This is a genomic window from Paenibacillus sp. FSL L8-0340, from assembly GCF_038593145.1.
GTDB lineage: Bacteria > Bacillota > Bacilli > Paenibacillales > Paenibacillaceae > Paenibacillus_AQ.
In genome coordinates, this window is sequence record NZ_CP151967.1 from 3,101,960 (window position 1) to 3,126,573 (window position 24,614).

Annotated in this window: 23 protein-coding genes; 17 read left to right on the forward strand and 6 right to left on the reverse strand. The window is 51.0% G+C overall.

Features of this window, described 5'->3' with window-relative positions; all coding sequences use genetic code 11:
• Window positions 1–51 precede the first annotated feature (51 nt).
• The 3 genes from rsgA to spoVM all read left to right on the forward strand — a co-directional run bounded on the left by rsgA (window position 52) and on the right by spoVM (window position 1,895).
• Window positions 52–957, forward strand: a complete 906-nt coding sequence (gene rsgA / locus NST07_RS13830) for a ribosome small subunit-dependent GTPase A (RefSeq protein WP_341092449.1) — start codon at window positions 52–54, stop codon at window positions 955–957.
• 3 nt (window positions 958–960) lie between these two features.
• Window positions 961–1,629 (forward strand): ribulose-phosphate 3-epimerase, encoded by a 669-nt coding sequence (gene rpe, locus NST07_RS13835; protein ID WP_342481745.1) that lies wholly within the window; start codon window positions 961–963, stop codon window positions 1,627–1,629.
• Window positions 1,630–1,814: 185 nt separating this feature from the next.
• Window positions 1,815–1,895 carry a stage V sporulation protein SpoVM gene (spoVM, locus tag NST07_RS13840; protein ID WP_020431362.1) on the forward strand — a complete coding sequence of 27 codons (81 nt, stop codon included), beginning with the start codon at window positions 1,815–1,817 and terminating at the stop codon, window positions 1,893–1,895.
• 100 nt (window positions 1,896–1,995) lie between these two features.
• Here spoVM and rpmB read toward each other — a convergent pair whose 3' ends face one another.
• Window positions 1,996–2,184, reverse strand: a complete 189-nt coding sequence (gene rpmB / locus NST07_RS13845; protein ID WP_019911441.1) for a 50S ribosomal protein L28 — start codon at window positions 2,182–2,184, stop codon at window positions 1,996–1,998.
• Window positions 2,185–2,375: 191 nt separating this feature from the next.
• On the opposite strand from rpmB, the gene NST07_RS13850 reads away from it, so the two are divergent.
• From NST07_RS13850 to NST07_RS13865, 4 genes are all read left to right on the forward strand, one after another.
• A complete protein-coding gene (locus tag NST07_RS13850) occupies window positions 2,376–4,154 on the forward strand; it encodes a DAK2 domain-containing protein (protein ID WP_342481746.1) in 1,779 nt (592 codons plus the stop codon).
• Window positions 4,155–4,237: 83 nt separating this feature from the next.
• A complete protein-coding gene (locus NST07_RS13855; RefSeq protein WP_341378331.1) occupies window positions 4,238–5,098 on the forward strand; it encodes a DegV family protein in 861 nt (286 codons plus the stop codon).
• Window positions 5,099–5,111: 13 nt separating this feature from the next.
• Window positions 5,112–7,163 (forward strand): ATP-dependent DNA helicase RecG, encoded by a 2,052-nt coding sequence (recG, locus tag NST07_RS13860; RefSeq protein WP_342481747.1) that lies wholly within the window; start codon window positions 5,112–5,114, stop codon window positions 7,161–7,163.
• Window positions 7,164–7,229: 66 nt separating this feature from the next.
• Complete coding sequence (locus tag NST07_RS13865) at window positions 7,230–7,517, forward strand: stage VI sporulation protein F (RefSeq protein WP_038590600.1); 288 nt, start codon at window positions 7,230–7,232, stop codon at window positions 7,515–7,517.
• Window positions 7,518–7,645: 128 nt separating this feature from the next.
• Here NST07_RS13865 and NST07_RS13870 read toward each other — a convergent pair whose 3' ends face one another.
• The 4 genes from NST07_RS13870 to NST07_RS13885 all read right to left on the reverse strand — a co-directional run bounded on the left by NST07_RS13870 (window position 7,646) and on the right by NST07_RS13885 (window position 10,733).
• A complete protein-coding gene (locus tag NST07_RS13870; RefSeq protein ID WP_342481748.1) occupies window positions 7,646–8,515 on the reverse strand; it encodes a YitT family protein in 870 nt (289 codons plus the stop codon).
• Window positions 8,516–8,546: 31 nt separating this feature from the next.
• On the reverse strand, window positions 8,547–9,794 hold the full coding sequence (locus tag NST07_RS13875; protein ID WP_341092457.1) for a cation:proton antiporter: 1,248 nt from the start codon (window positions 9,792–9,794) through the stop codon (window positions 8,547–8,549).
• 3 nt (window positions 9,795–9,797) lie between these two features.
• Complete coding sequence (locus tag NST07_RS13880) at window positions 9,798–10,292, reverse strand: cation:proton antiporter regulatory subunit (protein ID WP_341092458.1); 495 nt, start codon at window positions 10,290–10,292, stop codon at window positions 9,798–9,800.
• Between the two features lie 75 nt (window positions 10,293–10,367).
• Window positions 10,368–10,733 (reverse strand): hypothetical protein, encoded by a 366-nt coding sequence (locus tag NST07_RS13885; RefSeq protein ID WP_341092459.1) that lies wholly within the window; start codon window positions 10,731–10,733, stop codon window positions 10,368–10,370.
• Between the two features lie 180 nt (window positions 10,734–10,913).
• Here NST07_RS13885 and NST07_RS13890 point away from each other — a divergent pair, with 180 nt between their 5' ends.
• Together NST07_RS13890 and NST07_RS13895 are read left to right on the forward strand one after the other, a co-directional pair.
• Window positions 10,914–11,333 (forward strand): DUF2500 domain-containing protein, encoded by a 420-nt coding sequence (locus NST07_RS13890; RefSeq protein WP_341092461.1) that lies wholly within the window; start codon window positions 10,914–10,916, stop codon window positions 11,331–11,333.
• A gap of 184 nt (window positions 11,334–11,517) precedes the next feature.
• A complete protein-coding gene (locus NST07_RS13895) occupies window positions 11,518–14,205 on the forward strand; it encodes a calcium-translocating P-type ATPase, SERCA-type (protein WP_341097649.1) in 2,688 nt (895 codons plus the stop codon).
• A 103-nt stretch (window positions 14,206–14,308) separates the two neighbouring features.
• Here NST07_RS13895 and NST07_RS13900 read toward each other — a convergent pair whose 3' ends face one another.
• Window positions 14,309–15,247: an NlpC/P60 family protein gene (locus NST07_RS13900; protein ID WP_341378337.1), complete on the reverse strand. Its 939-nt coding sequence runs from the start codon at window positions 15,245–15,247 to the stop codon at window positions 14,309–14,311.
• A gap of 411 nt (window positions 15,248–15,658) precedes the next feature.
• Here NST07_RS13900 and NST07_RS13905 point away from each other — a divergent pair, with 411 nt between their 5' ends.
• The 8 genes from NST07_RS13905 (at window position 15,659) to NST07_RS13940 (ending at window position 24,608) form a co-directional block, all read left to right on the forward strand.
• Window positions 15,659–16,729, forward strand: a complete 1,071-nt coding sequence (locus NST07_RS13905) for an ABC transporter substrate-binding protein (RefSeq protein WP_341092465.1) — start codon at window positions 15,659–15,661, stop codon at window positions 16,727–16,729.
• Window positions 16,730–16,795: 66 nt separating this feature from the next.
• A complete protein-coding gene (locus NST07_RS13910) occupies window positions 16,796–17,722 on the forward strand; it encodes an ABC transporter permease (RefSeq protein WP_038590622.1) in 927 nt (308 codons plus the stop codon).
• Window positions 17,709–18,503, forward strand: a complete 795-nt coding sequence (locus NST07_RS13915; protein WP_341092468.1) for an ABC transporter ATP-binding protein — start codon at window positions 17,709–17,711, stop codon at window positions 18,501–18,503. Before NST07_RS13910 ends, NST07_RS13915 begins: the two co-directional genes overlap by 14 nt.
• Before the next feature lie 490 nt (window positions 18,504–18,993).
• Complete coding sequence (locus NST07_RS13920) at window positions 18,994–19,497, forward strand: hypothetical protein (protein ID WP_342481749.1); 504 nt, start codon at window positions 18,994–18,996, stop codon at window positions 19,495–19,497.
• Between the two features lie 322 nt (window positions 19,498–19,819).
• Window positions 19,820–20,611, forward strand: coding sequence for an SDR family NAD(P)-dependent oxidoreductase (locus tag NST07_RS13925; protein WP_341378339.1), 792 nt, complete (start codon window positions 19,820–19,822; stop codon window positions 20,609–20,611).
• 262 nt (window positions 20,612–20,873) lie between these two features.
• Window positions 20,874–21,596 carry an MgtC/SapB family protein gene (locus tag NST07_RS13930; protein WP_341092473.1) on the forward strand — a complete coding sequence of 241 codons (723 nt, stop codon included), beginning with the start codon at window positions 20,874–20,876 and terminating at the stop codon, window positions 21,594–21,596.
• An 86-nt stretch (window positions 21,597–21,682) separates the two neighbouring features.
• Window positions 21,683–22,675, forward strand: a complete 993-nt coding sequence (locus tag NST07_RS13935) for an aldose 1-epimerase (protein ID WP_341378340.1) — start codon at window positions 21,683–21,685, stop codon at window positions 22,673–22,675.
• Window positions 22,676–22,802: 127 nt separating this feature from the next.
• Window positions 22,803–24,608 (forward strand): LTA synthase family protein, encoded by a 1,806-nt coding sequence (locus NST07_RS13940; protein WP_341092477.1) that lies wholly within the window; start codon window positions 22,803–22,805, stop codon window positions 24,606–24,608.
• The last annotated feature ends 6 nt before the right edge of the window (window positions 24,609–24,614 follow it).

Below are 24,614 nucleotides of genomic sequence, written 5' to 3' on the forward strand. Positions count from 1 at the left end.
CTTCAAGCTTGGGTCATTTGCGCAAAATCAGGAGAGGAAGGCTCACTATGTATGCCTGAAGGAATAATTATCAAAGCGTTAAGCGGATATTATTACGTTAAGCCGCTCCGGGACGGAGTAATAGCGACAGAGGAAGAGGCAGTTCAATGCCGGGGGCGGGGGATTCTTAAGAAAAAAGGGGTTGCTCCGCTCGTCGGTGACCGTATAATCTATGTTCTGACCGAAAACGGGGAAGGGATGGTTGACGAGTTGCTTCCACGTGAATCGGAACTCATCCGCCCGCAGGTTGCCAACGTGAAGCTGGCTGTGCTGCTGTTCTCGGTGCGGGAGCCGGATATGAATTTGAATCTCCTGGACAAGTTTCTGGTCCACATCGAACATTCCGGTCTGAACACCCTGATTGTGCTGACCAAACAGGATTTAGCGGATGACGATGGTAAAGCAACGCAAATGGTTAAAGAGCTTTATGAGCGTATCGGCTACGAAGTGATGGTTACTAGCTCTTTAACCGGCTCCGGCAGCGATGAGCTGCGCAACCGGCTTGCCGGAGTCATCAGTGTCTTCTCCGGACAATCCGGTGTAGGCAAGTCAACGCTGCTGAACCGGCTGGTGCCCGGTCTTGAACTGGAGACGGGTGAGATCAGTCTGCGGCTCGGCCGGGGACGCCATACTACCCGCCATGTGGAGCTGATGGATATCGGTAATGGCGGCTTTGTGGCCGATACACCCGGGTTCAGCCAGTTGGACTTTTTAGAACTCGGCGTGGAGGAGCTGTCGGTCTGCTTCCGGGAGTTTGCTCCTTATGCGGAGAATTGCAAGTTCCGCGGCTGCAGTCATCTGCATGAGCCATCCTGCCGTGTCATCGAGGCATGGCAGGATGGAGAAATTGCAGACAGCCGCTATGAGCATTACAAGCTGTTCTACAATGAAATGAAAGACAAGAAGCGGAGGTACTAACTGATGATTATAATTGCCCCATCTTTGTTATCGGCGGATTTCGCCGCACTTGGTACTGAAGTAGCGGAAGCGGAAGCCAGTGGTGCAGACTGGATACACGTGGATGTGATGGACGGTCATTTTGTACCGAATATTACGCTGGGTCCGCCCATTGTCAAAGCAGTGAAGTCCCACACTTCTTTACCGCTTGATGTGCACCTGATGATTGAGAAGCCGGAACGTTACATTGCCGATTTTGCTGCAGCCGGTGCAGCGGTTATAACGGTTCACGCAGAGGCTTGTGTGCATCTCCACCGGGTTATCCATCAGATCAAGGAGCTGGGCCTGATGGCCGGCGTAGCGATCAATCCGGGGACTCCGGCTTCAGCCGTACGTGAGGTGCTTGAGGATGTGGATATGGTGCTTGTGATGACCGTGAATCCGGGCTTTGGCGGCCAAGCCTTCATTCCCCATACACTGCGTAAGATCCGGCAGATCCGGGAGTGGGCGAACGAAGCCAATCACAAAGGGCTGCGCATCGAGGTCGACGGCGGAATAGCTGAAGCAACGGCACCCCTGGTGGCTGAAGCGGGCGCAGACGCACTTGTCGCAGGCAATGCCGTGTTTGGACGCAGTGATCGCGCTGCCGCCATCAAAGCAATCCGTGAAGCAGCAGAGGCAGCAATCCGTTAATCGGGCGGCCGCCTAATTAGTCTTGAGGTATAGGCCAAGTTGTGGGTGCATAAATATGGTTACATGAGCAGAAATCTCATGTAGCCTTTTTTTGTTCCATAAGGGAGCTCTGCAGCTCGTTTGCGCAAACAGAAAAGACAGGAAAGTCTCCTAGCGTACGGCATGAATTGATGGGAGGGTTAATGATGAAATTTTACACGTTTAAGCTGCCAAGATTTTTGGGAGGTTTTGTTAAAGCGATTTTGAATACTTTTCAGAAAAGCTGAGGAAGGATCAGAACTGAAAACATGAAAAAAAGCACCTTACGTATGTAAAGGGTGCTTTTTGCTTCATATGAGATATCGCTAGGTCTAGGATAATCCAAGACTAAACGCGTTCAACTTTGCCGGCTTTCAAAGCACGGGTGCTGACGTACACGCGTTTCGGTTTGCCGTTCACTAGGATACGGACCTTCTGAACGTTAACTCCCCAAGAACGACGGTTGCGGTTGTTTGCGTGAGACACGTGGTTGCCGCTGCCCGGTTTCTTGCCTGTTACAGTACATTTGCGGGACATAGATTACACCTCCTTGTTACTAACACCTGCATAAAACAATACTTAAATATAATATCACAGCAAAATTTGCTACGTCAACCGATTCAAAAACATTTATTTCTTTTGGCTCTTATAGTACAATATAAATTAGTGTATTATGTCCAGTTAATCATAGAATTGATTAGGCATGAAGTTAGGAAGGGGAATTCTCATTGAGTAAGCGTTCTATAAACGGAGCAGATTTTACCGCAATGGTACTCGCCGGAGCGGAAAAGCTGCAGCAGCATGCAGAGCACGTCAATTCCTTAAATGTATTTCCGGTTCCGGATGGAGATACGGGAACTAATATGAATTTGACGATGACTGCAGGCGCGAACGAATTGAAAAAGAATAATACCGCCTCTGTCGGACAATGTGCAGGAGTACTCTCCAAAGGTCTCCTGATGGGTGCACGGGGAAACTCCGGCGTTATTTTGTCACAGCTGTTCAGAGGTCTTGGACGTTCTGCAGCCCAATATGATGAATTGAACACGCAACAGTTCGCGGCAGCACTGCAGACCGGAGTGGATACGGCCTACAAAGCGGTGGTCAAGCCTGTAGAAGGCACTATACTCACCGTTGCCAAAGAAGCTGCCAGACATGCGGTGTATTACGCCCGCCGCACGACAGACATTACGGAGCTTATGACGGAGGTTCTGGCCAAAGCCAAAGAGGCATTAGCCAATACTCCGGAACTTCTTCCTGTTCTGAAGCAGGTTGGCGTTGTTGACTCTGGAGGCCAAGGTCTGGTCTACATTTATGAAGGATTTCATCAGTATCTGACAAGCGGAGTCTCCGCATCTCCGGCGTCTGTACAAGGACAAGCTCCGGTACCTGCCGTTGTAACGGCACCTGTACTCACCAAACCTGAGAATATATTGTCCTCCGTGCAGTCTTCTGCGCAATCCCAGCTGTCCACGGAAGATATCGAATTTTTATATGATATGGAATTTTTCATCAACCGCCAGCTTGGCGCAGCCGTGAAAGCGGATTTTGATGAGGAAGATTTTCGGAAAGCGTTGTCAGTTAATGGGGATTCAATCATCGTCATTTCCGATGACGACACGATCAAAGTTCATGTGCATTCCAAGACACCTGGTGAAGTGATGAGTCTGGCATTGCTCTACGGCGAGATCACCCAGATCCATATTCTGAATATGCGTGAGCAGCATCGCGATCTGCTGACAACCGGTATGGATATCGCTCCAATGCCGGATCTGTTTGCAGATATCCCTAACGAGAAGAGTGTAGTGCCTGCCCCGGCGGTTCCTCCGGCGGACGATATGGCACTGTACGGCTTCATCGCCGTATCCTCCGGCGGCGGGATTACCGATATTTTCAAAAGCCTCGGGGTCGATGCGGTTCTAGCAGGCGGACAGACCATGAATCCCAGTACGGAGGATTTCGTAAATGCGATCTCATCCATCTCGGCGAAGCATGTATATATTCTGCCTAACAACTCCAACATCGTGCTTGCTGCACAACAGGCTAAAGAGCTGCTTGAGGACGAACGGGATATCACGGTGATTCCGAGCAAGAGCATCCCGCAGGGAATTGCCGCTGCATTTGCCTTCCAGGAAGATGATGCAGTGGATGCCAATACAAGCAACATGCTGGAAGCCATCGCACATGTGAAATCCGGCCAGGTTACGAACGCCGTACGTGATACCGTGATTGAAGAGCTGGAGATCAAATCCGGACAGTATATCGGTATTTCCAATTCGAAGATCGTTGCTGCTTCCGATGAATTGCTCGCTGCAAGCAAGCAACTGCTCACAAGCATGCTGGAGAACGGCGACGAGATCGTTACGGTTCTGACCGGTGCTGAAGCAGAAGCGGAAGTGACCGCGTCACTTAGCAGCTGGCTGGAAGAGACTTATCCTCAGGTTGAAGTTGAGGTTCATGAGGGCGGGCAGCCGCTGTATTATTATCTTTTCTCGGTAGAGCCATAGGCGGAGACTGAATTCCTTCTGTCAGCATCAAAGCACACTCCGCCTCGTGCGGACTGCTTAATCATAGTTTGGGGAGGAAACCCATGAATCGTACCGTAATTGTCACAGACAGCACCTCAGATATTCCGCCGGCTCTGGCGGAAGCATACGGCATTGAGGTTGTGCCGCTGACATTAATGTTCGGCGAGGAAGCGTACAGGGACAATGTGGATATGACACCGGAGCAGTTCTATGAGCGTCTTCCCCACTCCGCGAAGCTGCCGACCACATCTCAGCCGTCTCCGGTGGAATATATGAATGTGTATCGCAGTATTCTGGAGCGTCATCAAGGCAGTACGATTCTATCGTTTCATATATCATCCGGACTTAGCGGAACTTATCAGTCTGCAGTTCTGGCCAAATCGATGCTGGATGAGGAAGGGGACGCCATCACTGTGGTAGATTCCCTGTCCGCATCCTACGGTTTCGGCTTTATGGTAGTGGAAGCGGCCAGAATGGCTAAAGAAGGTATAAGCCCGGAGGAAATTCTGTCAGCCGTGGAGAAGCTGCGTCAATCGCGCAAACTTTATTTCCTGGTAGATACACTGGAATATCTGCAAAAGGGCGGCAGAATCGGCAAAGCATCCGCCATATTGGGCACGCTGCTGAATATCAAGCCGATTCTCTCCATTGATGCGGAAGGCATCATTTATGCGGTAGAGAAGGTCAGAGGCCGGAAGAAGGCAATAGCCCGCATGATCGAGCTGTTCAAAAACGATCTGCCGGGTGTGGACAAAATCAATGTGGCTGTGGGTCATACGGCTGAACCGGCTTACGGCGAAGAATTCCTGCAGGAATTAGCCGTGCACTTCACCCTGAATGAGAAAGTGCTGACCAACATCGGCCCTGTCGTAGGCAGCCATGTCGGCAACGGTACCTTAGCCGTATTCATTTGGCCCGCGTAAATAGGGGATGAACATGAACCTGTCTTTGGAAAAAATTGAAGTGAAGCAAATAACTGGCGTGAGCGCTCAAAAGCAATCCGAGCTCCACGCCTTTGGCGTTTTTACAGTAAAGGATCTGCTGGAGTATTATCCATTCCGTTATGAGGATTTCCGCCCCCGCCCGCTGAGTGAAGTGAAGCATGGTGACAAGGCTACCCTGGTGGCCAAGGTGATTGGCATCCCTGTACTTCAGCGGTTTGGCGGCAAGTCGCGCTTAAGCTGCAAGATGGTGGCTGAACCCTGGATGTTCACCGCTACTTGGTTCAATCAGCATTATGTGCGCGAGCAGTTGACTGTCGGCCGGGAGATCGTGCTAACCGGCAAATGGGACCAGAAGCGCAGCCAGATTACGGTGACAGATTATGAGTTCCCGGACCGCGGGGAGGGCAAGACAGGCACCCTGCAGCCGGTATACTCTGTGGGCGGCAAGATCACCCAGTCCTGGATCCGCAAGGTTATTAACCAGGGCATGCAGCAGTTCGGAGAGATGATTCCGGAAATATTGCCGCAGGTCATTATGCGAAAATATGATTTTATGCCCCGCAAACGGGCGATTGCTACGATCCACCAGCCGGAGGATACCCGCGAAGGCCAGCAGGGACGGCGCAGAATGGTGTATGAAGAGCTGTTTCTGTTCCAGCTTAAGGTGCAGGCCTTCCGGGTGCTGAACCACGGCAGAATGGACGGTGTAGTGCATACAGTTGATAACTCAACCGTCCGCTCCTTTGTGCGCAGTCTGCCGTTTGAATTGACGGATGCGCAGAAGCATGTGGAGCTGGAGATTCTGCAGGACATGAGGTCCGGGTACTGCATGAACCGGCTGCTGCAGGGGGATGTTGGCTCAGGCAAAACGGTGCTTGCGGCGATTGCGCTCTTTGCCACCGTGAGGTCGGGGTTTCAGGGCGCGCTGATGGTGCCGACGGAGATTCTGGCCGAGCAGCATATGCGCTCGCTGACCAAAATGTTTGAGCCGTTTGGCATCACGGTAGGCCTGTTGACGGGCAGTGTCTCAGGGCGCAAACGCAAGGATCTGCTGGCCTCACTTCAAATGGGCGTGCTGGACGTCGTGGTCGGCACCCATGCTTTGATACAGGATGATGTATTCTTCCGCGGGCTGGGGCTTGTGGTTACCGACGAACAGCACCGCTTCGGAGTGAACCAGCGCAGTGTCCTCCGGCGTAAAGGGTATAACCCGGATGTGCTGACGATGACGGCGACCCCGATCCCGCGGACACTAGCGATTACGGTTTTTGGGGATATGGACGTCTCGACTTTGTCAGAGCGGCCTAAAGGACGGGTTCCAATCACGACTTATTGGGTGAAGCATGATCTGATGGAGCGTGTGCTGAACCTGGTCAGCCGTGAGATTGATCAAGGCCGTCAGGCCTATCTCATCTGCCCCCTGATCGAAGAGTCGGAGAAGCTGGATGTGCAGAACGCGATAGACCTGCATGTCCAGATGTCCCAGGCCTTTCCGCACTATAAAGTTGGGCTGCTGCATGGACGGATGACTCCGGGTGAGAAAGATGAAGTGATGCGCGCCTTCTACAGCAATGAGCTTCAGCTGCTTGTCTCCACTACGGTCGTGGAGGTTGGCGTCGATGTTCCCAATGCCACGCTGATGATCATCATGGATGCGGACCGCTTCGGTTTGTCACAGCTGCATCAGCTGCGCGGGCGGGTCGGTAGAGGCCAGCATGCGTCCTACTGTGTGCTTGTGGCTGATCCCAAGTCGGAGATCGGCCGGGAGCGGATGACCGCCATGACCGATACGGACGACGGATTCGAGGTCTCCCGCCGTGACCTGGAGCTAAGAGGTCCGGGGGATTTCTTTGGTACGAAGCAAAGCGGTCTGCCGGAATTCCGGCTGGCGGATATGACTGCGGATTTTGAGACACTGGAGCAGGCGCGTGACGATGCTGCGGAGCTGCTGAAGGATTCTTCCTTCTGGACATCCCCAGATTATGCACCGCTGCGGAGCTATCTGCAGAACGAACAAATATTCCAGGGGGATATTATCGATTAAACAGGCACATGCGGCAACCGGCCCACATATACTGTGAATGATTGGATATGACGGGAGGTGCTGCGCTTGGGTTATCAGCAATACGGAATCAGCCCGCAGCTGGTGGAACGCATCAAGCTGAAGATGAAGAATCCGGCAGTCAAGGAACGCATCAAAAATATGATTAACGGTATTTCCAAGCAAGAGCTGCAGGACACAGGAGTTGTGCGCAGGCTGGTACGCAATGCTGCGGCAGTGATGGGTGAGAAGCTGTCTTCAGCCCAGGAAGAGCAAATCGTTAAATTTGTGATCGCACAGAAGATTGATCCGAGCAATACGTTTCACCTGATCCGGTTATGGGGGATGTTCCGTTGAAGAAACGGGCATTTGCTAGACCCGGATCCGGCAGATAGGAAAAGGCGTTCCCGCGCTGCAGCAGCGGGAACGCCTTTTTCATAGGTTATAGCCATTCACAGTTCAGGAAATTCCGGCAGAGTCATCTTTCAGCTGATTTTTTTGCGGAAAAAATCGGCGATGCCCCGGCCCTGCGCTGCGTGCACAACAATGAGGCTGTCCTCGTCGCATTCCTTCACAATTGAAGTCAAAGTGGCTTCCTCCATCTTGCTGGCAAGACAGAAGAGCGTGCTTTTCTGTCCCTCCGGCCCGGAAGCCTGGACAAGTTTGGTCTCCCGCTCGAGCGATTGGTGGAGCGCTTTGGAGATTTCATCACAGTGGCTGCTGGTAATCCAGACAGCCCGGGAGCGCGATAGGTCCCGAAGCGGGATCCGGATGCCTTCAAAGGCCAGCAGGTAGGCGATAATGCTGTACATCGCCTGGTCCCAGCCAAACAGCACACCTCCGAATAGCAGAATGACACAGTTGAGCAGCATAATGACGGTTTCCGCCGATTTCGGCAAGCTGCCGCTTAGCAAGACATAACCCTGTTCACTGGTCTTGTTGCTGATGCCGCCGAAGCGGATTGAAATACCGATTCCAAAGCCAAGGCAGAGACCACCAGCTATTGCTGCAGCAAGCGGCTCACTGACAACGGCTGGAAAGTGATGCAAGGCCAATGAGCCTATGGTCAAGCAGATCAACCCGAGCATCGTATAAAGGGCAAACCGAATGTCAATCTGTCTGCGTGACAAGAGAATAAACGGCAGATTGAACAGAAACAGAAACAGGCCAAGCCGCATTTCGGTAAGATGGGCGAGCAGAGCAGACAGTCCGGCAATTCCGCCAGGGACCAGCTTATGCGGAATCAGAAACAGCTCCAGCCCGACAGCGGCCAGCAGTCCTCCGCCAATGACGGAGAGAATGCGGATTCCCTTGTGCTGTGGCGGGGGGTATTCCCCGCGTAAACGTTTCTTCATACACGTCCCTCCCTTCAACAGGGAACTCTATTTACTCTTTGTCGAGTACAGGGGCGGCTTGTTTTGCTTTGCGTGCGAGATGCCGCTTTTCGAATTTAAATACCTTATCCAGGAGCTTATAAATCGTCTTGGACTCCTTTGTCAGCAGCGGACCAAGGATGGCCAGCATCAATACGTACATGGCAGCGAATGGCTGAAGGATCGCCATCAGTCCGCCCGCTTTGCCAAGATTGGCCATAATAATGGAGAACTCCCCACGGGAGACGATAGTTAGGCCAATGTTGGACGAAGCCCGCGGACTGAGACCTGCACTGCGTCCCGCCAGCATTCCTGCCAAGAAATTTCCGAACAGTGTTATGATTACCGCAGCTAATGAATACCAGAACGCTTCTCCTCCGAGGGAGAGCGGGTCAATGGTCAAACCGAAGCTGAAAAAGAAGATGGCTCCAAAGAAGTCACGGAACGGGATGACCAGTTTCTCAATCCGTTTCACATGCTCGGTTTCGGCGAGCACCAGTCCGACAAGCAATGCTCCGATCGCTTCGGCGACATGGATCGTTTCAGAGAAGCCGGCAATGAGAAAGAGGGCACCGAAGATGACAAGCGCGAATAATTCACTGGAACGGATGTTCAGGACGCGGTTGAGCCAGGGAACTAGCTTGCGTCCGATAATGAGGAGGGCCAGCATATATCCAAGCGCGAGCAGCGCGGACAGCAGTACGCCGCCAAGCGACGAAGAGCCGCTGAGGACAAGACCCGAGAGAATGGAGATGTAGACTGCGAGAAAAACATCCTCGAACATGATGATGCCGAGAATCATTTCAGTCTCGGGATTTGCGGTTCGCTTCAAATCAACCAATACCTTGGCTACAATCGCACTGGAAGAGATTGTGGTGATTCCGGCAATAATCAGAATCTCCTCCAGAGGGAAACCGAGTGCCCAGCCGAAGACCAGCCCCAGTGTGAAATTGATCAGGATATATATCGTACCGCCGGTTACGATCGAACGTCCTGCTTTGACAAGCCGGCCCACGGAGAACTCCAGCCCCAGATAGAACAGCAGGAAGAGTACGCCGATGCGGCCCATAAATTCGATCAGGGAAGCACTTTCGATAAAGCGGAAATCGAGATGCCAAATTTTGAAGGCGTGGGGCCCAACGGCCATCCCGATAAGAATATAGAAAGGAATTACAGAAAAGCGGAGTTTGGTGGAGATGATTCCGGCAAGCGCAATCAGGACAATGGCCAGGCCTACTTCAAAAATAATATAATGGCTCATCTATTAACCACATCCATTTCGTAGAATGTGTTTGAACTGCTTATGCTGATGTCTCTCCCCGGCAGCAACAACGGTACAGTTCGCCTTCAGCAAAACTTCCGGTCCAGGACTCAGATGTTTCTGGTGGTTTTTTTCAATGATCGCAATAATAGTGACGCCTGCACGTGCACGAACATCCAGTTCGCCGATCGTATGCCCGATACATTTGAAGCCTGACTCGAGGCGGTACCATTCGATGATCAAATCATCCAGTGCCACCTCAATGGACTCCAGGGCCTTGGGCTTATAGGTGACTCCGCCGATAATGGCAGAGATATGCCTTGCTTCATCATCGTCCAGTGCAACCATGGATACACTCTGATCCGGATCATCATAATCAAAATGGTACAGCTCGCGTCTGCCGTCGTCATGCACAATGACCACTAGCTTGTCGCCGCTGCGCGTTTGCAGCAGGAATTTTTTGCCGATTCCCGGCAGATCTGATTCTCTATAGTTCATGAAAGTCCAGCCTCCAATTGATATGTCATAAGATTGTTCTTCTGTGTGAGCCAATATGCATTTCTTTTTCTGTCGTTAAATGGGGCGATGCACCAAATTTGAAGTATATCTAAGCGGTTGCAGCAGCAGCCGCTTCAGCGTAATGTAAATAATTGGGGATAACGAAACAACAAGTACAGGTACGGGAGATTCCGGCAGAACTACCGGAGTGATCCCATGATGCGGTAAGCGGACAGCGGGTACAATTTTAATTGGTGTTGAATGTGCACGAACCGGTGTCGCCATTTTATGCTCGTAGCGTTCAAATTTGTAGGTCTCCCCTTCATCCTCCACAGTGCTGAAAGCACCGATGGCTCCGGCTATCAGGGTAAACAGAAGAATCGGAATAAATGCGGACCGAAGCAGTTTTGAGTAGGGGGAATACGCTAGATATGCCCTCATGAGATCACCTCCTTACTGTATCTTGTATATAAAGCATAACATACGTTCTTAGCCGGGCCAAATTCAAATCAGATCTTTTTTCATTTTTCAAGGCTGAAAAACTGAAACTGATGGAGAAATAAAGCGTATTTTAAAGTAAATCTTACTTTTTATATTTTTTTTGAAAGAGGAGAGATGGATTTGAACGGACAGAGCTTTATTAGCGGTTTTGGGCAATTTCCGCAGGGCAGTTTTTTTTGGAGTTTTATCTATGGAATGCCTTTCTTTTTTAAGCTGATTTTTTTGCTGGTGATTGGTTTTTTTATCTTTTTTATCATCAAATCCATTAGCATCTGGAGTAATAATAATGCCAGTCCCTTGGTCTCCGTGTACGCTGCGGCCGTGACCAAACGGACACAGGTTTGGGGCGGATCAGGCGATTCAGGGGCCCATACGAGCTACTATGTAACATTTGAGTTTCAAGATGGACGCCGCGTCGAACTGCAGGTACCGAATAAGGCATTTGGATTGATTGTTGAAGGAGACCGGGGGGAGCTTGTATATCAGGGAACCAGGTTTAAGGGCTTTGAGCATCCCTGTTTTCAAAATACTGAAGGCTAATCGTCCTTGTTTGCAGATGTTTCTGAGCAAGCTTTGAAAAATGTTCTTAAATTTTCAGAATTCTGCGGTTAATTTTGGGTAAAACTCCATATAAGTGATTTGCTATACACCACTTTTTAACATGAGAGGAGCTGACAGCTTGAATTCGAACTCTGCCAATCAGCAAGATCAACAGCCGTTTCATCTGCTGGAGAAAGAGGAAGTCCTGAAACGGCTGGAGACAAGAGAAGAGGGATTAACTTCAGAACAGGCGGCGCAGCTGCTGGAGCGGTACGGGAAAAATATGCTGCAGGAGGCAAAGCCAAAGTCGCTGCTGGCCAAATTTATTGAGCAGTTCAAAAATGTAATGATCTTTATTCTGCTGGCGGCTGCGGTGTTGTCGGGTATTCTCGGGGAATGGACGGATACAATCATTATCCTGCTGGTTGTTATATTGAATGCGGTGCTTGGAGTCATCCAGGAAAATAAGGCAGAACAGGCCCTGGAAGCGCTGAAAAGCATGTCTTCGCCGCATGCCCGGGTCCGCCGCAGCGGTCAGGTGACGGAGATCAAGAGTGAGGAGCTTGTGCCCGGTGATATTGTTCTGCTGGAAGCAGGCAATGTCGTACCTGCCGATGTCAGGCTACTGGAAACAGCATCACTTCAGACGGAGGAAGCCGCGTTAACCGGCGAGTCGCTGCCTTCGGATAAGCATGCTGACAAACTGGAGGGGACAGATCTCGTAATCGGCGACCGGACAAATATGGCATATATGAGCAGCAGCGTCACTTACGGAAGAGCTATAGGCGTCGTTACAGCCACGGGGATGAAGACTGAGGTCGGAAGAATTGCCGGCTTTATCGCAGAGGAAGAAACGGATGTCACTCCGCTGCAGAAGAAGCTGGATGAACTGGGGAAATACTTCACCTATATTATTTTGGGCGTGTGTGTAGTCATTTTTGCCGTAGGATTGCTCCAGGGCAGAGAAATGCTGGATATGCTGCTCACCTCGATCTCGCTGGCGGTTGCGGCGATTCCTGAAGGACTGCCGGCGATCGTAACGATCATTCTGGCGCTGGGCGTTCAGCGCATGGCCGGACGTAAAGCGATTATCCGCAAGCTGCCTGCAGTGGAGACGCTCGGTAGTACTGAAATTATCTGCTCCGACAAAACAGGAACATTGACACTCAACAAAATGACTGTCGAGAAGCTGTACGCCAATGGAGCAACTATTGAGGCGACCGAACAGCTTAAGGAAACTCCGGGCGGTGAGCTGCTGCTGCAGGCGATGACACTGTGCAATGACTCCAGCATTGACGAAGGCAGCACTGCCGGGAAGCAAGGTTCAGAGAACACAAAAGGGGATAAAGCCGGCGGGACCAAAAGCGGCAAAGCGATTATCGGGGATCCCACGGAGACAGCCCTTGTGGACTATGCGCTGAGCATCGGCACTGACAAGCGGGAGCTGGAGAAGCAGTATCCCCGGAAAAGCGAGCTGCCCTTTGACTCGGACCGCAAGCTGATGACAACGATTCATCAGGTGGAGGCAGGAAAGTTCCGCGGCCTTACGAAAGGTGCTCCCGATGTGCTGCTTTCCAAGTGCAGCCATATTTATGAGGCCGGGGAGCTCATTCCGCTCACAGAGGAGCATTCCCGCAAGATCACTGCAAGCAATAAGGCGCTTGCCGATGAAGCGCTGCGGGTGCTGGCTTTTGCCTATCGTGATTATGCAGAGCTTCCAGACAGACCTTCACCGGATACAACAGAGAAGGATCTGGTATTCATCGGCCTCGTCGGGATGATTGATCCTCCGCGCGATGAAGTGCGCGACGCTGTAGCAGTCTGCCGCAAGGCGGGTATCCGTCCTGTCATGATTACCGGAGACCACAGGGACACTGCTGCGGCTATCGCCAAGCGGCTGGGTATCATCGATGACGACAAGAGTGTACTGACCGGACGCGAACTGGATAAGATCAGCGAGGCGGATTTTGCAAATAGGGTCGAGGATTATTCCGTATATGCCCGTGTCTCTCCAGAGCACAAGGTAAGGATCGTCAAAGCGTGGAGAAAAAAGGGCAAGATTGTGGCTATGACTGGAGACGGGGTGAACGATGCACCGGCTTTGAAGTCAGCGGATATCGGTGTGGGCATGGGGATTACGGGAACGGATGTCGCGAAAGGCGTATCCGACATGGTGCTGGCCGACGATAACTTCACGACGATTGTAGTTGCGGTGGAAGAAGGGCGGAAGGTCTACAGCAATATCCGCAAAGCTATCCAGTTCCTGCTCTCCGCCAACCTTGGGGAAGTGCTGACCCTGTTCATCGCCACAATGATCGGCTGGCGGATTCTTGAGCCTATTCACATCCTCTGGATCAACCTGGTGACGGATACGCTGCCTGCGCTGGCACTGGGACTGGAAAAAGCCGGGGAAGACGTAATGACGAAGAAACCCCGTAAGTCCAGCAGTAGTATTTTTTCCGGTGGTGTGGGGGCAGGGATTGTCTACCAGGGGATCATCGAAGCGGCACTGACACTGCTCGTCTATAACTGGGCGCATACCCATTATGATGAGGGTGTGGCAGTTACGATGGCTTTTGCCACCCTCGGTCTGCTTCAAATTACACATGCCTTCAACGTCAGATCCAATACGAAATCTCTGTTCCAGATCGGTTTGTTCAGCAACAAATATATGCTGGGCGCGTCGGTGATTTCCGGACTGCTGCTCGTGCTGGTCATCATTATTCCGGGTCTGAACGATTGGTTTGGTGTACAGCATCTGAACGGTTTGCAGTGGTGGATTGTCTGCGGGGCAGCCGTGTCCATCGTTGTTTTAGTTGAACTGGTGAAGCTGTTTGTCCGCCTGAGCGGCAAAGGCAAAGGTTGGGACTAGTGAAACCGGATCACATCAGTTGATTTAAAATGTAAAAGAGCTTGGTCTTCTTTAGCAGGAGACCAGGCTCTTCTTTACTTCAGCAGCCTGCGGTGCTATTTGGTTACAGCACGCGCTGCATATGCAGTATTACGTTACTCCAATATCCGCTGTCCAGTTCGCTGATCTGTACACCGGGATCACCCCAGGTATGGATGAACTTTCCGTCGCCGATATAAATACCTACATGCCCCGGTATGGCGTCACTGTCAAAACGTCCTGGCACGGTGAAAAAAATCAGATCTCCGGTCTGCAGCTCACTTCGGCTTACCCGTCTGCCGATGTTGTCCTGGTCTTTAGCCAGTCGGGGCAGATCCACGCCAAACCTTTTAAATACATGCTTTGTGAAGGAGGAGCAGTCGAAACGTCCGGTATCCTCATAAGGACCTGCGCCAAAATCGTAAGGTACACCCAGAAATCTTCTGGCAAAGGCAACTAGTTGACCGGTATCAACGTTCGAAGCGCTCTGGATTCGCAGCGGTTTGGCCATATTGGAGTTACCGTTTTTTTCAGTATTGCTAAGGACTTCCTTGTCTGACGGTAAAGCGATATTGATCTCACCGCTGGTGGGGTTCCAGCCGACCTCAGTTTGGAGCAGCTTGGACAAAGCTGTCGGTGTGATATAGATTTGACCGTCACGGCGCACCGGCGCGTCAGGCAGAGTGATTTTTTCGCCCAGTGAAAAGACCTGAGTGGAGTTGGGGCGCAGCATGTACATCACATCCGTATAGCCGAGCTTGGCATAACCTCCGCTGGCGGTGTCATCCTTCATCCGGTAGCCGATTGAGGCAGCGGCGGGTTTCAGCGGAATCCAGAACTTTCCCTGCTTGTCGGTGACATGGGATTTCTCATAATAGCTGCCCGCAAAAGTGCCGGCTGGCGTTACCGAATTGATTTTTGGCTTTTCCTCGTTTTTGTAATACCCGCATGCGCTGGTGGACATAACAATGGCAAGGATCACAGCAGTTTTCTTGAATGTTATAGTTGGATAAGCAAATGTCATCGGACACTCTCCATGTTCAGACTGTAAGTTCAGTTTGCGCAAGGAGATTTTTTTTATAAGATCAGGGGGAGTGAACATCTTGGCTTAGCTTCCTGATCTTGCAAGAAAAGCATCCTCTAAGGAAGGATTTGACGACATCCCCGAAATGACAACAATCGAAGCTTTTCTTTTTAGATCAGAAGGTGTGAACATCTTGGCTTAGCTTCCTGATCCTGCAAGAATAAATTGGAGAGCCGATAAGTCATTGACGGATAAAGGACCGCCATATAATATAATGTTTAATAGATTGGCTGTATTTTATGTGAGGTTAGTGTAAGCTTTCGCTTTAACGCTTTTAAAGATGAAAGCGATAGTGCTGAGTCGCTCACTTTGATGCACGCGCTGATACCGTAAAAGAAAAGGGGTTATATGATGAAAAAAAAGAACATTTGGGTAGGATTAAGCTTGTGTCTGATGCTTGTAGCTTCGGGTTGCGGATCGAACAACAATGCTGCGGTGAATACGGAAAAAGCTGCTAACAAACCGGCAAATGCCACGGCTGCTCCTGCAGATGCAGGCAGCAAAGAATCCTACAGCATTGCCATCTCCCAATACGTAGAACATCCGTCACTGGATGCGACGCGAGAAGGCTTCATGGCCGCACTTAAGGATGCCGGACTTATTGAAGGTGAGAATCTGAAGGTGGATCTCCAGAACGCACAGGCCGATCAAGCCAACAACCTGTCCATCGCACAGAAGATTGCCGGCGACAAAAACGATCTCGTGCTCGCGATTGCCACTCCTTCGGCTCAATCAATTGTGCAGAAGGTAGATAAGGATACACCGGTATTGTTCGCCGCTGTTACAGATCCGCTGGATGCCAGACTTGTAACCGATCTGGAACACCCGGGCGGCAATGTCTCCGGTGCTTCCGATACTAATCCGGAGGCAATCACACGGCTGATGCAATTCATTGCGGCACAGTTCCCGAAGGTGAAGAAACTGGGGCTTGTCATTAATGAGGGCGAGCCGAATGCTGTAGTTATGGCGGGAATTGCCAAGGAAGAGCTCGACAAACACGGCATTGAGCTGGTGAAGGCTGCAGTCACGAATACTTCTGAAGTGAAGCAGGCGGCTGAATCGCTTGTCGGACGTGTAGACGCATTCTACATTACACTGGATAATTCGGTGGTAAGTGCTGTAGATACAATTATTCAAACCGCAAATGAGAAGAAACTTCCTTTCTTCTCCGCTGACCGTGATACGGTAGAGAAGGGCGCATTTGCTACAGTCGGTTTCAAATATTATGATCACGGCTATCAGGTTGGTGAAATGGCTGTAGAAGTACTGAAGAACGGCAAAAGCCCAGGCGACATGAAAGTAACCATGCAGGAGAAGCTGGACCTTATCCTTAACCTGAAGGCTGCAGCAGCGCAGGGCATTGAAGTGACAGATGCCATGAAAGCTGAAGTTGCCGATCAGACCAGCAACATCATTCAATAAGTTCAGACATTATGACGGGGCGATTCGAGAAGAACGCTCCTTGCCGCTTGAGGGAGGAAGTCACCTATGTATGATTCAATAATGGGAGCCTTGGAATCGGGCTTGCTGTACGCTTTTATGGCTTTGGGGGTATATATAACTTTTCGGATTCTTGATTTTCCGGATTTAACTGTAGACGGAAGCTTTACAACTGGCGGGGCCATCGCCGCAGTGATGATTACTCAGGGCTATTCCCCTTGGCTGGCTACATTCTGTGCAATGGCTGGCGGTATGGCAGCCGGCATGTGCACGGGCCTGCTGCATACAAAAGGCAAAATTAACGGATTGTTGTCCGGGATCCTGATGATGATAGCTCTTTATTCCATTAATTTACGGATACTAGATAAGCCCAACGTTTCGATCATGGGCGAAGACACCCTGCTTAGTTCCATAAATCCCTTGCTGGTCATGCCGTTTATTGTGGTTGCTGTTAAACTGCTGATGGATCTGTTTCTGCGTACAGACCTTGGCCTGGCCCTGCGGGCCACAGGCGACAATTCAAGAATGATCCGCAGCTTCGGTGTAAACACTGATACAACGACTATTCTCGGCATCAGCCTGTCGAATGGCTTAGTGGCGCTCTCGGGAGCACTAATCGCCCAGTCTTCCTCTTTTGCTGATTCAACTATGGGTATTGGGATGATTGTTATCGGACTGGCTTCGGTAATTATTGGAGAGGCGATTTTTGGCGCCAGGAATGTGTTCCGGGCTACGCTGGCCGTTGTGCTGGGCTCGATCGTTTACCGGATTGTTGTAGCGCTCGCCCTGCGGGTTCCGTGGCTGAAGGCCTCCGACTTGAAGCTGATTACGGCAGTTATCGTCATTATTGCCCTGTTGTTCCCGTCGCTTCAGCGGTATATGAAGCAGAAGAGAACAGCCCGCAGAAGAAGCGCTGAACTAGCGGCGTTGGCGCTAAGAAGCAAGAAAGGGGGAACAGCCGATGCTAAAGCTTGATAATGTATCCAAGCTGTTTAATCCCGGCAGCCCGGATGAGAAGATAGCGTTGCTGGGCATCGACCTTCACCTTCTAGCCGGCGATTTCGTTACGGTTATCGGAAGCAACGGGGCAGGTAAATCCACTTTGATGAACGTGATCTCCGGAGTAATGAAGCCGGATCTGGGGGAAGCACGGATCGAAGGCAGCTCGATCAGCCATCTGCCTGAGTATCAGCGCGCCCGCTGGATCGGACGGGTCTTTCAGGATCCGATGGCCGGTACGGCCCCGCATATGACGATTGAGGAGAACCTGGCGATGGCTTTCAAGCGGGGCCAAAACCGCGGTCTGACCTTCGGAGTCAGCAGCGGCAGACGGGCGCTGTTCCGTGAACAGCTGAGCCGCCTTGGCATCGGGCTGGAGAACCGGCTGCGAGCCCAAGTGGGCCTGCTGTCCGGCGGAGAGAGACAGGCGCTCAGCCTGCTGATGGCGACCTTTACCCAGCCGCAGATTCTGCTGCTGGACGAGCATACTGCAGCCCTTGACCCGGCCCGCGCGGAGCTGATTACGAAACTGACGGAATCGATTGTCCGTGAGATGAAGCTCACTACGCTGATGGTTACCCATAACATGGAGCAGGCCATCCGGCTGGGCAACCGGCTGATCATGATGGATAAAGGGACTATTATCCTGGACATTGATGCAGAGCGGAAAAAAGATCTGACCGTAGAACGGCTGCTTGGTGAATTCGAAACCATCAGCGGACATAAGCTGGCGGATGACCGGATGATGCTGGGATAATATGCGCTCTACTTAAATACGCATTTACCATCAACACCCCAAAGACTTGGATATGCAGTTTCCCATGGAACTGCTATTCAGGTCTTTTTGGGTTATATTTCCATAACCGTGTCATTCGTTTATGATAATAATGACCCATGAAGTGAATTGGCCTTATAAATGGTAAGGGAAGGCGGATTGAAAAAGAAATGTACTTGCGAAATAATAAAAGTGCTTACAGGAATTCAGGGATCTTTAACAAAATGATTCTGCTCATTTCCTTCTTACTGTTGCTGTCGTTTCTGTTTTCTCTCATATTTCTTCAGTACGTGTACCGGATCTACGACCGGCAAATTTATGAAAAGTCATCTGAAGTCCTTGGTATGTCGGCAGCAGCATAGAGAGTGAGCTTAAGGAGCTGGAGCAGCTATCCTTTGCGGTCGGCTCGGATGAACAGATCCAGGATTGTCTGCGCAAGCTGCTGGATCAACCCACACCCTATGAGCGGCTGGTGCTGCATAACAAGATTATTAACCGGCTGGTGGCTTTTGCAGGTGCGGAGAAGTATGTGTATTCCATGATGCTGATGGATGCAAATGACGGTGTGATGACAGCCGGCAACCGGGAAGGAGTATCGCAGTCCCTGCAGGATCAGCTGAAGCCGCTGGCTGTAGAGGGTGGAGGAAGCAATGTCTGGTACACCCAGGGCAGCAAAAACTCGCTGCTTGCCGTACGCCAGATCAAGTCTTATACAGGCTCAACTTTTACACTGGATCATCTAGGGACGCTGGTTATCCGCATCCGGGTAGAACGGATCGTTGCCGACAGCACGAATATGGCTTCGGGCGAAGGGCAGCTAATTGTAGTTGATACGGCAAGCAACCGCTCAATCTATCCCGCAGAGCCGCTGCTTACACCGCGCGAGCTGGCAGTGGAAGTGTCACGGCCGAACCTTACCGGACAGGCAGTTATGTTCAAGCACGTATTTCATTGCCAAGACGGAGTCCTCCTATAGTCTCACGCTGGTTATGCTGATATTCTTTATCTTCCAGAAGCAGATAGTGGATGGCATCAGTACCAGCGGGCTGAAGGGTTGAGTCAAAGTATGATCTGCTCTGGATCAGAGCAGGAAAGGTGTGCTTAAGTATGGGAAGTTATCACTTTGATCCGCGAGGCCGGCCTGAGTGATTTGATTATTCATTTGCGCCAGGGAGACTGACCAAAGACTAATGAAATTAGAGTTGCCGATTCACTTCCCTGTATGTGAGGTAAAGGTTAAGGAAAGAACTTAACCGGTAAGCGTATACAGATGATCTAGATTGGGAGGATTGGCTAATATGACAGAACAGAAGCTGAAAGACAAGGTAGCTATTGTTACTGGAGGCGGTTCCGGGATCGGAAGAGCATCGGTGCTGGAGTTCGCCAGAAACGGAGCAAAGGTGGTACTGCTCGACCGGACGGTTGAAAATGCCGAGAAGGTTGTACATCAGGTGAAACAGGAAGGCGGGGAAGCCGTCGTCATTGAATGTGACATTGCCGAACCGCAGCAGGTGGAAGCGGCGGTGAAGCAAGCGGCCGCGAAGTGGGGGCGGCTTGATGTTGTGTTCGCCAATGCCGGGATTAACGGAGCAATGACTCCGATTGAAACGATGGATATTGAGTCCTGGGATCAGACGATTCATATCAACCTCCGTGGAACCTTTGCCACTGTCAAATATGCAATTCCGCATTTGAAAGAGAACGGAGGCAGCATACTGATCAACAGTTCGATTAACGGCAACCGCGTGTTCTCTAATATCGGTTTCTCTGCCTACAGCACTACGAAGGCCGGTCAGGTGGCTTTTATGAAGATGGCTGCACTGGAGCTGGCCCAATACAAAATCCGTGTGAATGCCATCTGTCCGGGGGCGATCAAGACGAATATTGATGACAATACGTATCCTTCCGACGATCTCAAAGAAGTGCAGATCGAGGTGAACTTTCCGGACGGCGGGCAGCCGCTGGAGGAAGGTCCCGGACGGCCCGATCAGGTGGCTAAACTTGCCTTGTTCCTGGCATCCGCCGATTCGGACCATATTACAGGAACAGAGATTTATTGTGATGGAGCCGAGTCGCTGCTGCATGGCTGATCTCTTCTAACCACGGGCAGCCAAGCATATAATGAATTGAATAGCTCTTCCTCAGAAGAAACGGAATCCGTTCCTTGTCATAGGCTCAGCCCGAGAGGGCTGCATCGTTGACGCAAAAGGCCGGGGATGCCGTTTCTTCTTGTTCATTAAGATTTAAATATTTTATCGGGTTATCTTGCTATAAATAAAGCTAAGCTTTCATGTTTTTTTCAGGTATACTGATTCTATCTGTTTATTCATAAATATACTTTTAGGAGGAGCTATGGAGATTGATCTGCACACGGAATCGATAGTAAAACTGCTTGTGGCCATGCTGTTCGGGCTGTTCATCGGTATCGACAGGCAATTAAAACAAAAGCCGCTGGGGATTCGGACCAGTATGGTCATCAGTATCGCAAGCTGTTTAGTGACGCTTGTCTCGATCCATGCTTATGACAAGTTCGGGGGAACGGATCACCCCAACATGGACCCGATGCGCCTGGCGGCGCAGATTGTCAGCGGGATCGGATTTTTGGGCGCGGGTGTAATCCTGCGCAGAGGCGGAGACGCGATTTCCGGATTAACTTCGGCGGCGCTGATCTGGACGGCCTCGGGGATTGGCATCGCGGTTGGAGCAGGCTTTTATGTGGAAGCGGGGTATGCAGTTGTGCTGCTGATGTTCGCCGTCAATGCTGTACCGCTGCTGATCAAAGCCGTTGGACCACAGGTGCTGAACAAGCATGAGATTTCCGTCAAGATCATAATGCAGCCCAATTATGTGCTGACCGAGGTGATCCAGAAGATCGAAGGACGTCAAATGACCGATCAACGAAAGACGAGAAGACCGGGACGGACGATCCGGCGGATAAAGATCAAGGATCTGGATGACGGCAGGCAACTGATTGACATGGTGCTGTCTGCACCTGATCAGGATTATGCGACGGAAATATATTATGATGTGAAGAAAATTGAACATGTAATGAGCGTAGAAGTGGAACAGTTGTAAAAATGACATGTTCCCTTCTGGGCAGATGTGGTAATCTATTTAGGAGATAGTCATTTCGAACATATGGAAGGGAGAATAAAGTTATCATGTCGATTACTGCATTCGAAGGACAATATGAAGGAGAAGCTGCAGTCTGGCTGAAAGCGGGACGTTACGAGGCAGCTATCCTGCCGGGCATCGGCGGCAATCTGATTTGCTTCCGTGATACCGAAAACGGTTACCGTTTCCTGCATGAGCCGGGCGCGGCAGAGATGGAGGCCTTTAAGGCCAGCCCTGGAATTCACGGCATACCTGTACTGTTTCCTCCGAACCGTTATGAAGATGGGGAATTTCCGTGGAATGGACAAACCTACAAGTTTCCGGTGAATGAGGCTGCAACAGGCAACCATCTGCACGGATTTTTACATACAGCTGCGTGGGAAGTTGAAGAATTCGGCAGCGGTAAAAGCGAAAGCTTCGTTACGGTGGCGATTAAGGTGGACGAGAATCACCCGTCCTATCAATACCTGCCGTTCAAATATACGGTCAAGCTGCGCTACACGCTGGGAGAAGCAACCGGGCTGTCCCAGCAACTGCTGGTCCACAATGACGGCGGCGAGCTGATGCCTTGCCTGCTGGCCTTCCACACAGCGATCAATGCGCCGTTTGCACCGGACAGCTCGCCCCAGGATTACCGCGTGAAGGCGACCATCGGCGAGCGCTGGGAGCTCAGTGAGCGCATGCTGCCCACCGGCGCTTTCCAGGAGTTGACGGCAGAGGAAATCGCGTTGCGTGATGAAGGAGTCAATCCGTTCTTTGCGCCGATGGACAACCATTACACCGCTGTACCGCAAAACGGCCGCAACCGGATGGAACTGACGGACAGCAAGTCCGGCGTTACGCTCGTGTATGATGTCGGAACCTCCTACAAGCAATGGATGATCTGGAACAATGGCGCTACAGAAGGATTCTTCTGTCCGGAGCCGCAGATTAACCTGGTGAATGCGCCGAAGGTGGATCTTCCTGCCGATGAGATCGGATTGTTCGGCCTGAAGCCGGGCGAATTCTGGGAAGAAACCAGCCGTCTGTACGTGAAATAGGAAGTAGAGATTCATAGCTGTAAAGCCAAGCCTCACTTTTGTGGGGCTTTTTTGTGCGATCTTTTAATGCAGCTTTAAGCTAAATAGCGTATACTACACGTTTAGTATAGTTAGGAGTGAATTTTATATGCGCTATTTTTTACCTTCCAAACGATTGGGTTTCCTGCTGCTCGCTCTGCTGCTATGCGGCTTTGCTCTGAATTTCTTCATGCAGGCCGCTTCATTAAATATGGATGCGATGAGTGTTTTTAACTGGATCGGAGAATATTACTGGCTGTATTTAGCCGGAGGCTTGTTCTTTTTCTTTCTCCTGCTGGTGTTTTCTATGATACTGCCGAGCGTTTACGCCGGATCTGCAATGGCCGCTGTGTTATGCATCATGCTGGGTATTGTCGATTACAAGAAATTGTCCACCACCGGAGAACCGCTATTTCCCTGGGATTTGCTGCTGCTCAAAAATGCCGGGGAGATGAGCCATATTACCAAAGGCATGATTCCACCGCTTGCGCTGGCAGCTGCTGTTCTGCTTATTGCCGCTGTGGTCTGGCTGATCTTCAAACTGCCGAAGATTAAGGTAGCCTTGCCGCTGAGAATGCTCATTACCGTACTTTCTGTGGCGATGATAAGCGGATTTGTTTCTATGGTCGCCCATCAGTCTTCTTTGGCTGCTTCGATGAAATATCAGAACATTTTTTGGAACCAGAAGGTGAATTACAAACAGAACGGTCTTTTATTTGCCTTTGCCGGCAATTTGCGCCAGAGCCTGATCGAAGAGCCTGAGGGCTACAGCCGCAGAGCGATTGAGGAGATCGCCGCCAAATACGGCAAGCTGCCGGATCCGGCTCCGAACGTACAGGCAACGCAGCAGCCGAACATCCTGTTCATGATGGACGAAGCCTTCTTTGATCCTACCCGTCTGCCGGGGCTCTCCTTTAGTGAAGATCCGCTAAAGTTTATCCATCAGGAGGAATCTGCCACACCCTCCGGTTTCCTGCTCTCGCCTGAGTTTGGCGGCAATACGGCAAATATAGAATTTGAAGCGTTGACAGGGATGTCCATGTATTTTCTTAAGGACGGTTCCATTCCGTATCAGCAAAAAATAGTGAAAATGTCCTCACTGCCTTCAATTGTAAGCATTCTGAAGGAGCGTGGCTACCGGGCGCTGGCGCTGCATCCGTATGACGAGACGTTCTACAACCGCAACCGCGTGTACCCGATTCTCGGCTTTGATGCTTTTACAAGCGAGAAGGATCTGGACAATGCCGGACGCATCACACCGGAGGGATACATTTCCGATAAGGCGGCTGTGCAGGAGGCTTTGCGGGAGCTGAAGGCGTCCTCTGACCCGGCGTTTTTGCATCTGGTGACCATGCAGAATCATTTTCCGTTTACGAAGGGGCACAATGGACCGAATACGATATCCGTTGAAGGCACTTCACCGTCCTATAAAGACGAGCTTGAAACCTACACACAGAATACCAAGCTGACCGATGAGGCGCTGGCGTATTTGCAGCAGGAGCTGCTAACTCTTGATCGTCCTACGATTGCCGTCTTCTGGGGTGATCATTTGCCGGCATTGTCGGCCGGAATATATACGGATGCCGGCTGGGACAGCGAGCCAAGGCTCAAGCACGAGACAAAGCTGGTGATGCTGGCGAATTTTGATATTGGCAAAAAGCCGCTGAACACCCTCAGCCCGGCCTTTCTGGGTCCTACAGTCTTTAGACTCTCGGGGCAGCCTATGCCCCCGTACTACAAACTTCTGGGGAAAGTGCAGGATGAGATGCCCGGTCTGAGCAAGCAGGTGCTGATCGGTTCCAACGGTGCACTGACAGCTTTTACTCCCGAACAGCAACAGCTGCTGGATGACTACCGTATGGTGGAGTATGATCTGCTGGAGGGCGGGAATTATTCACAGGATTTGCTATTCTGAGAGGTA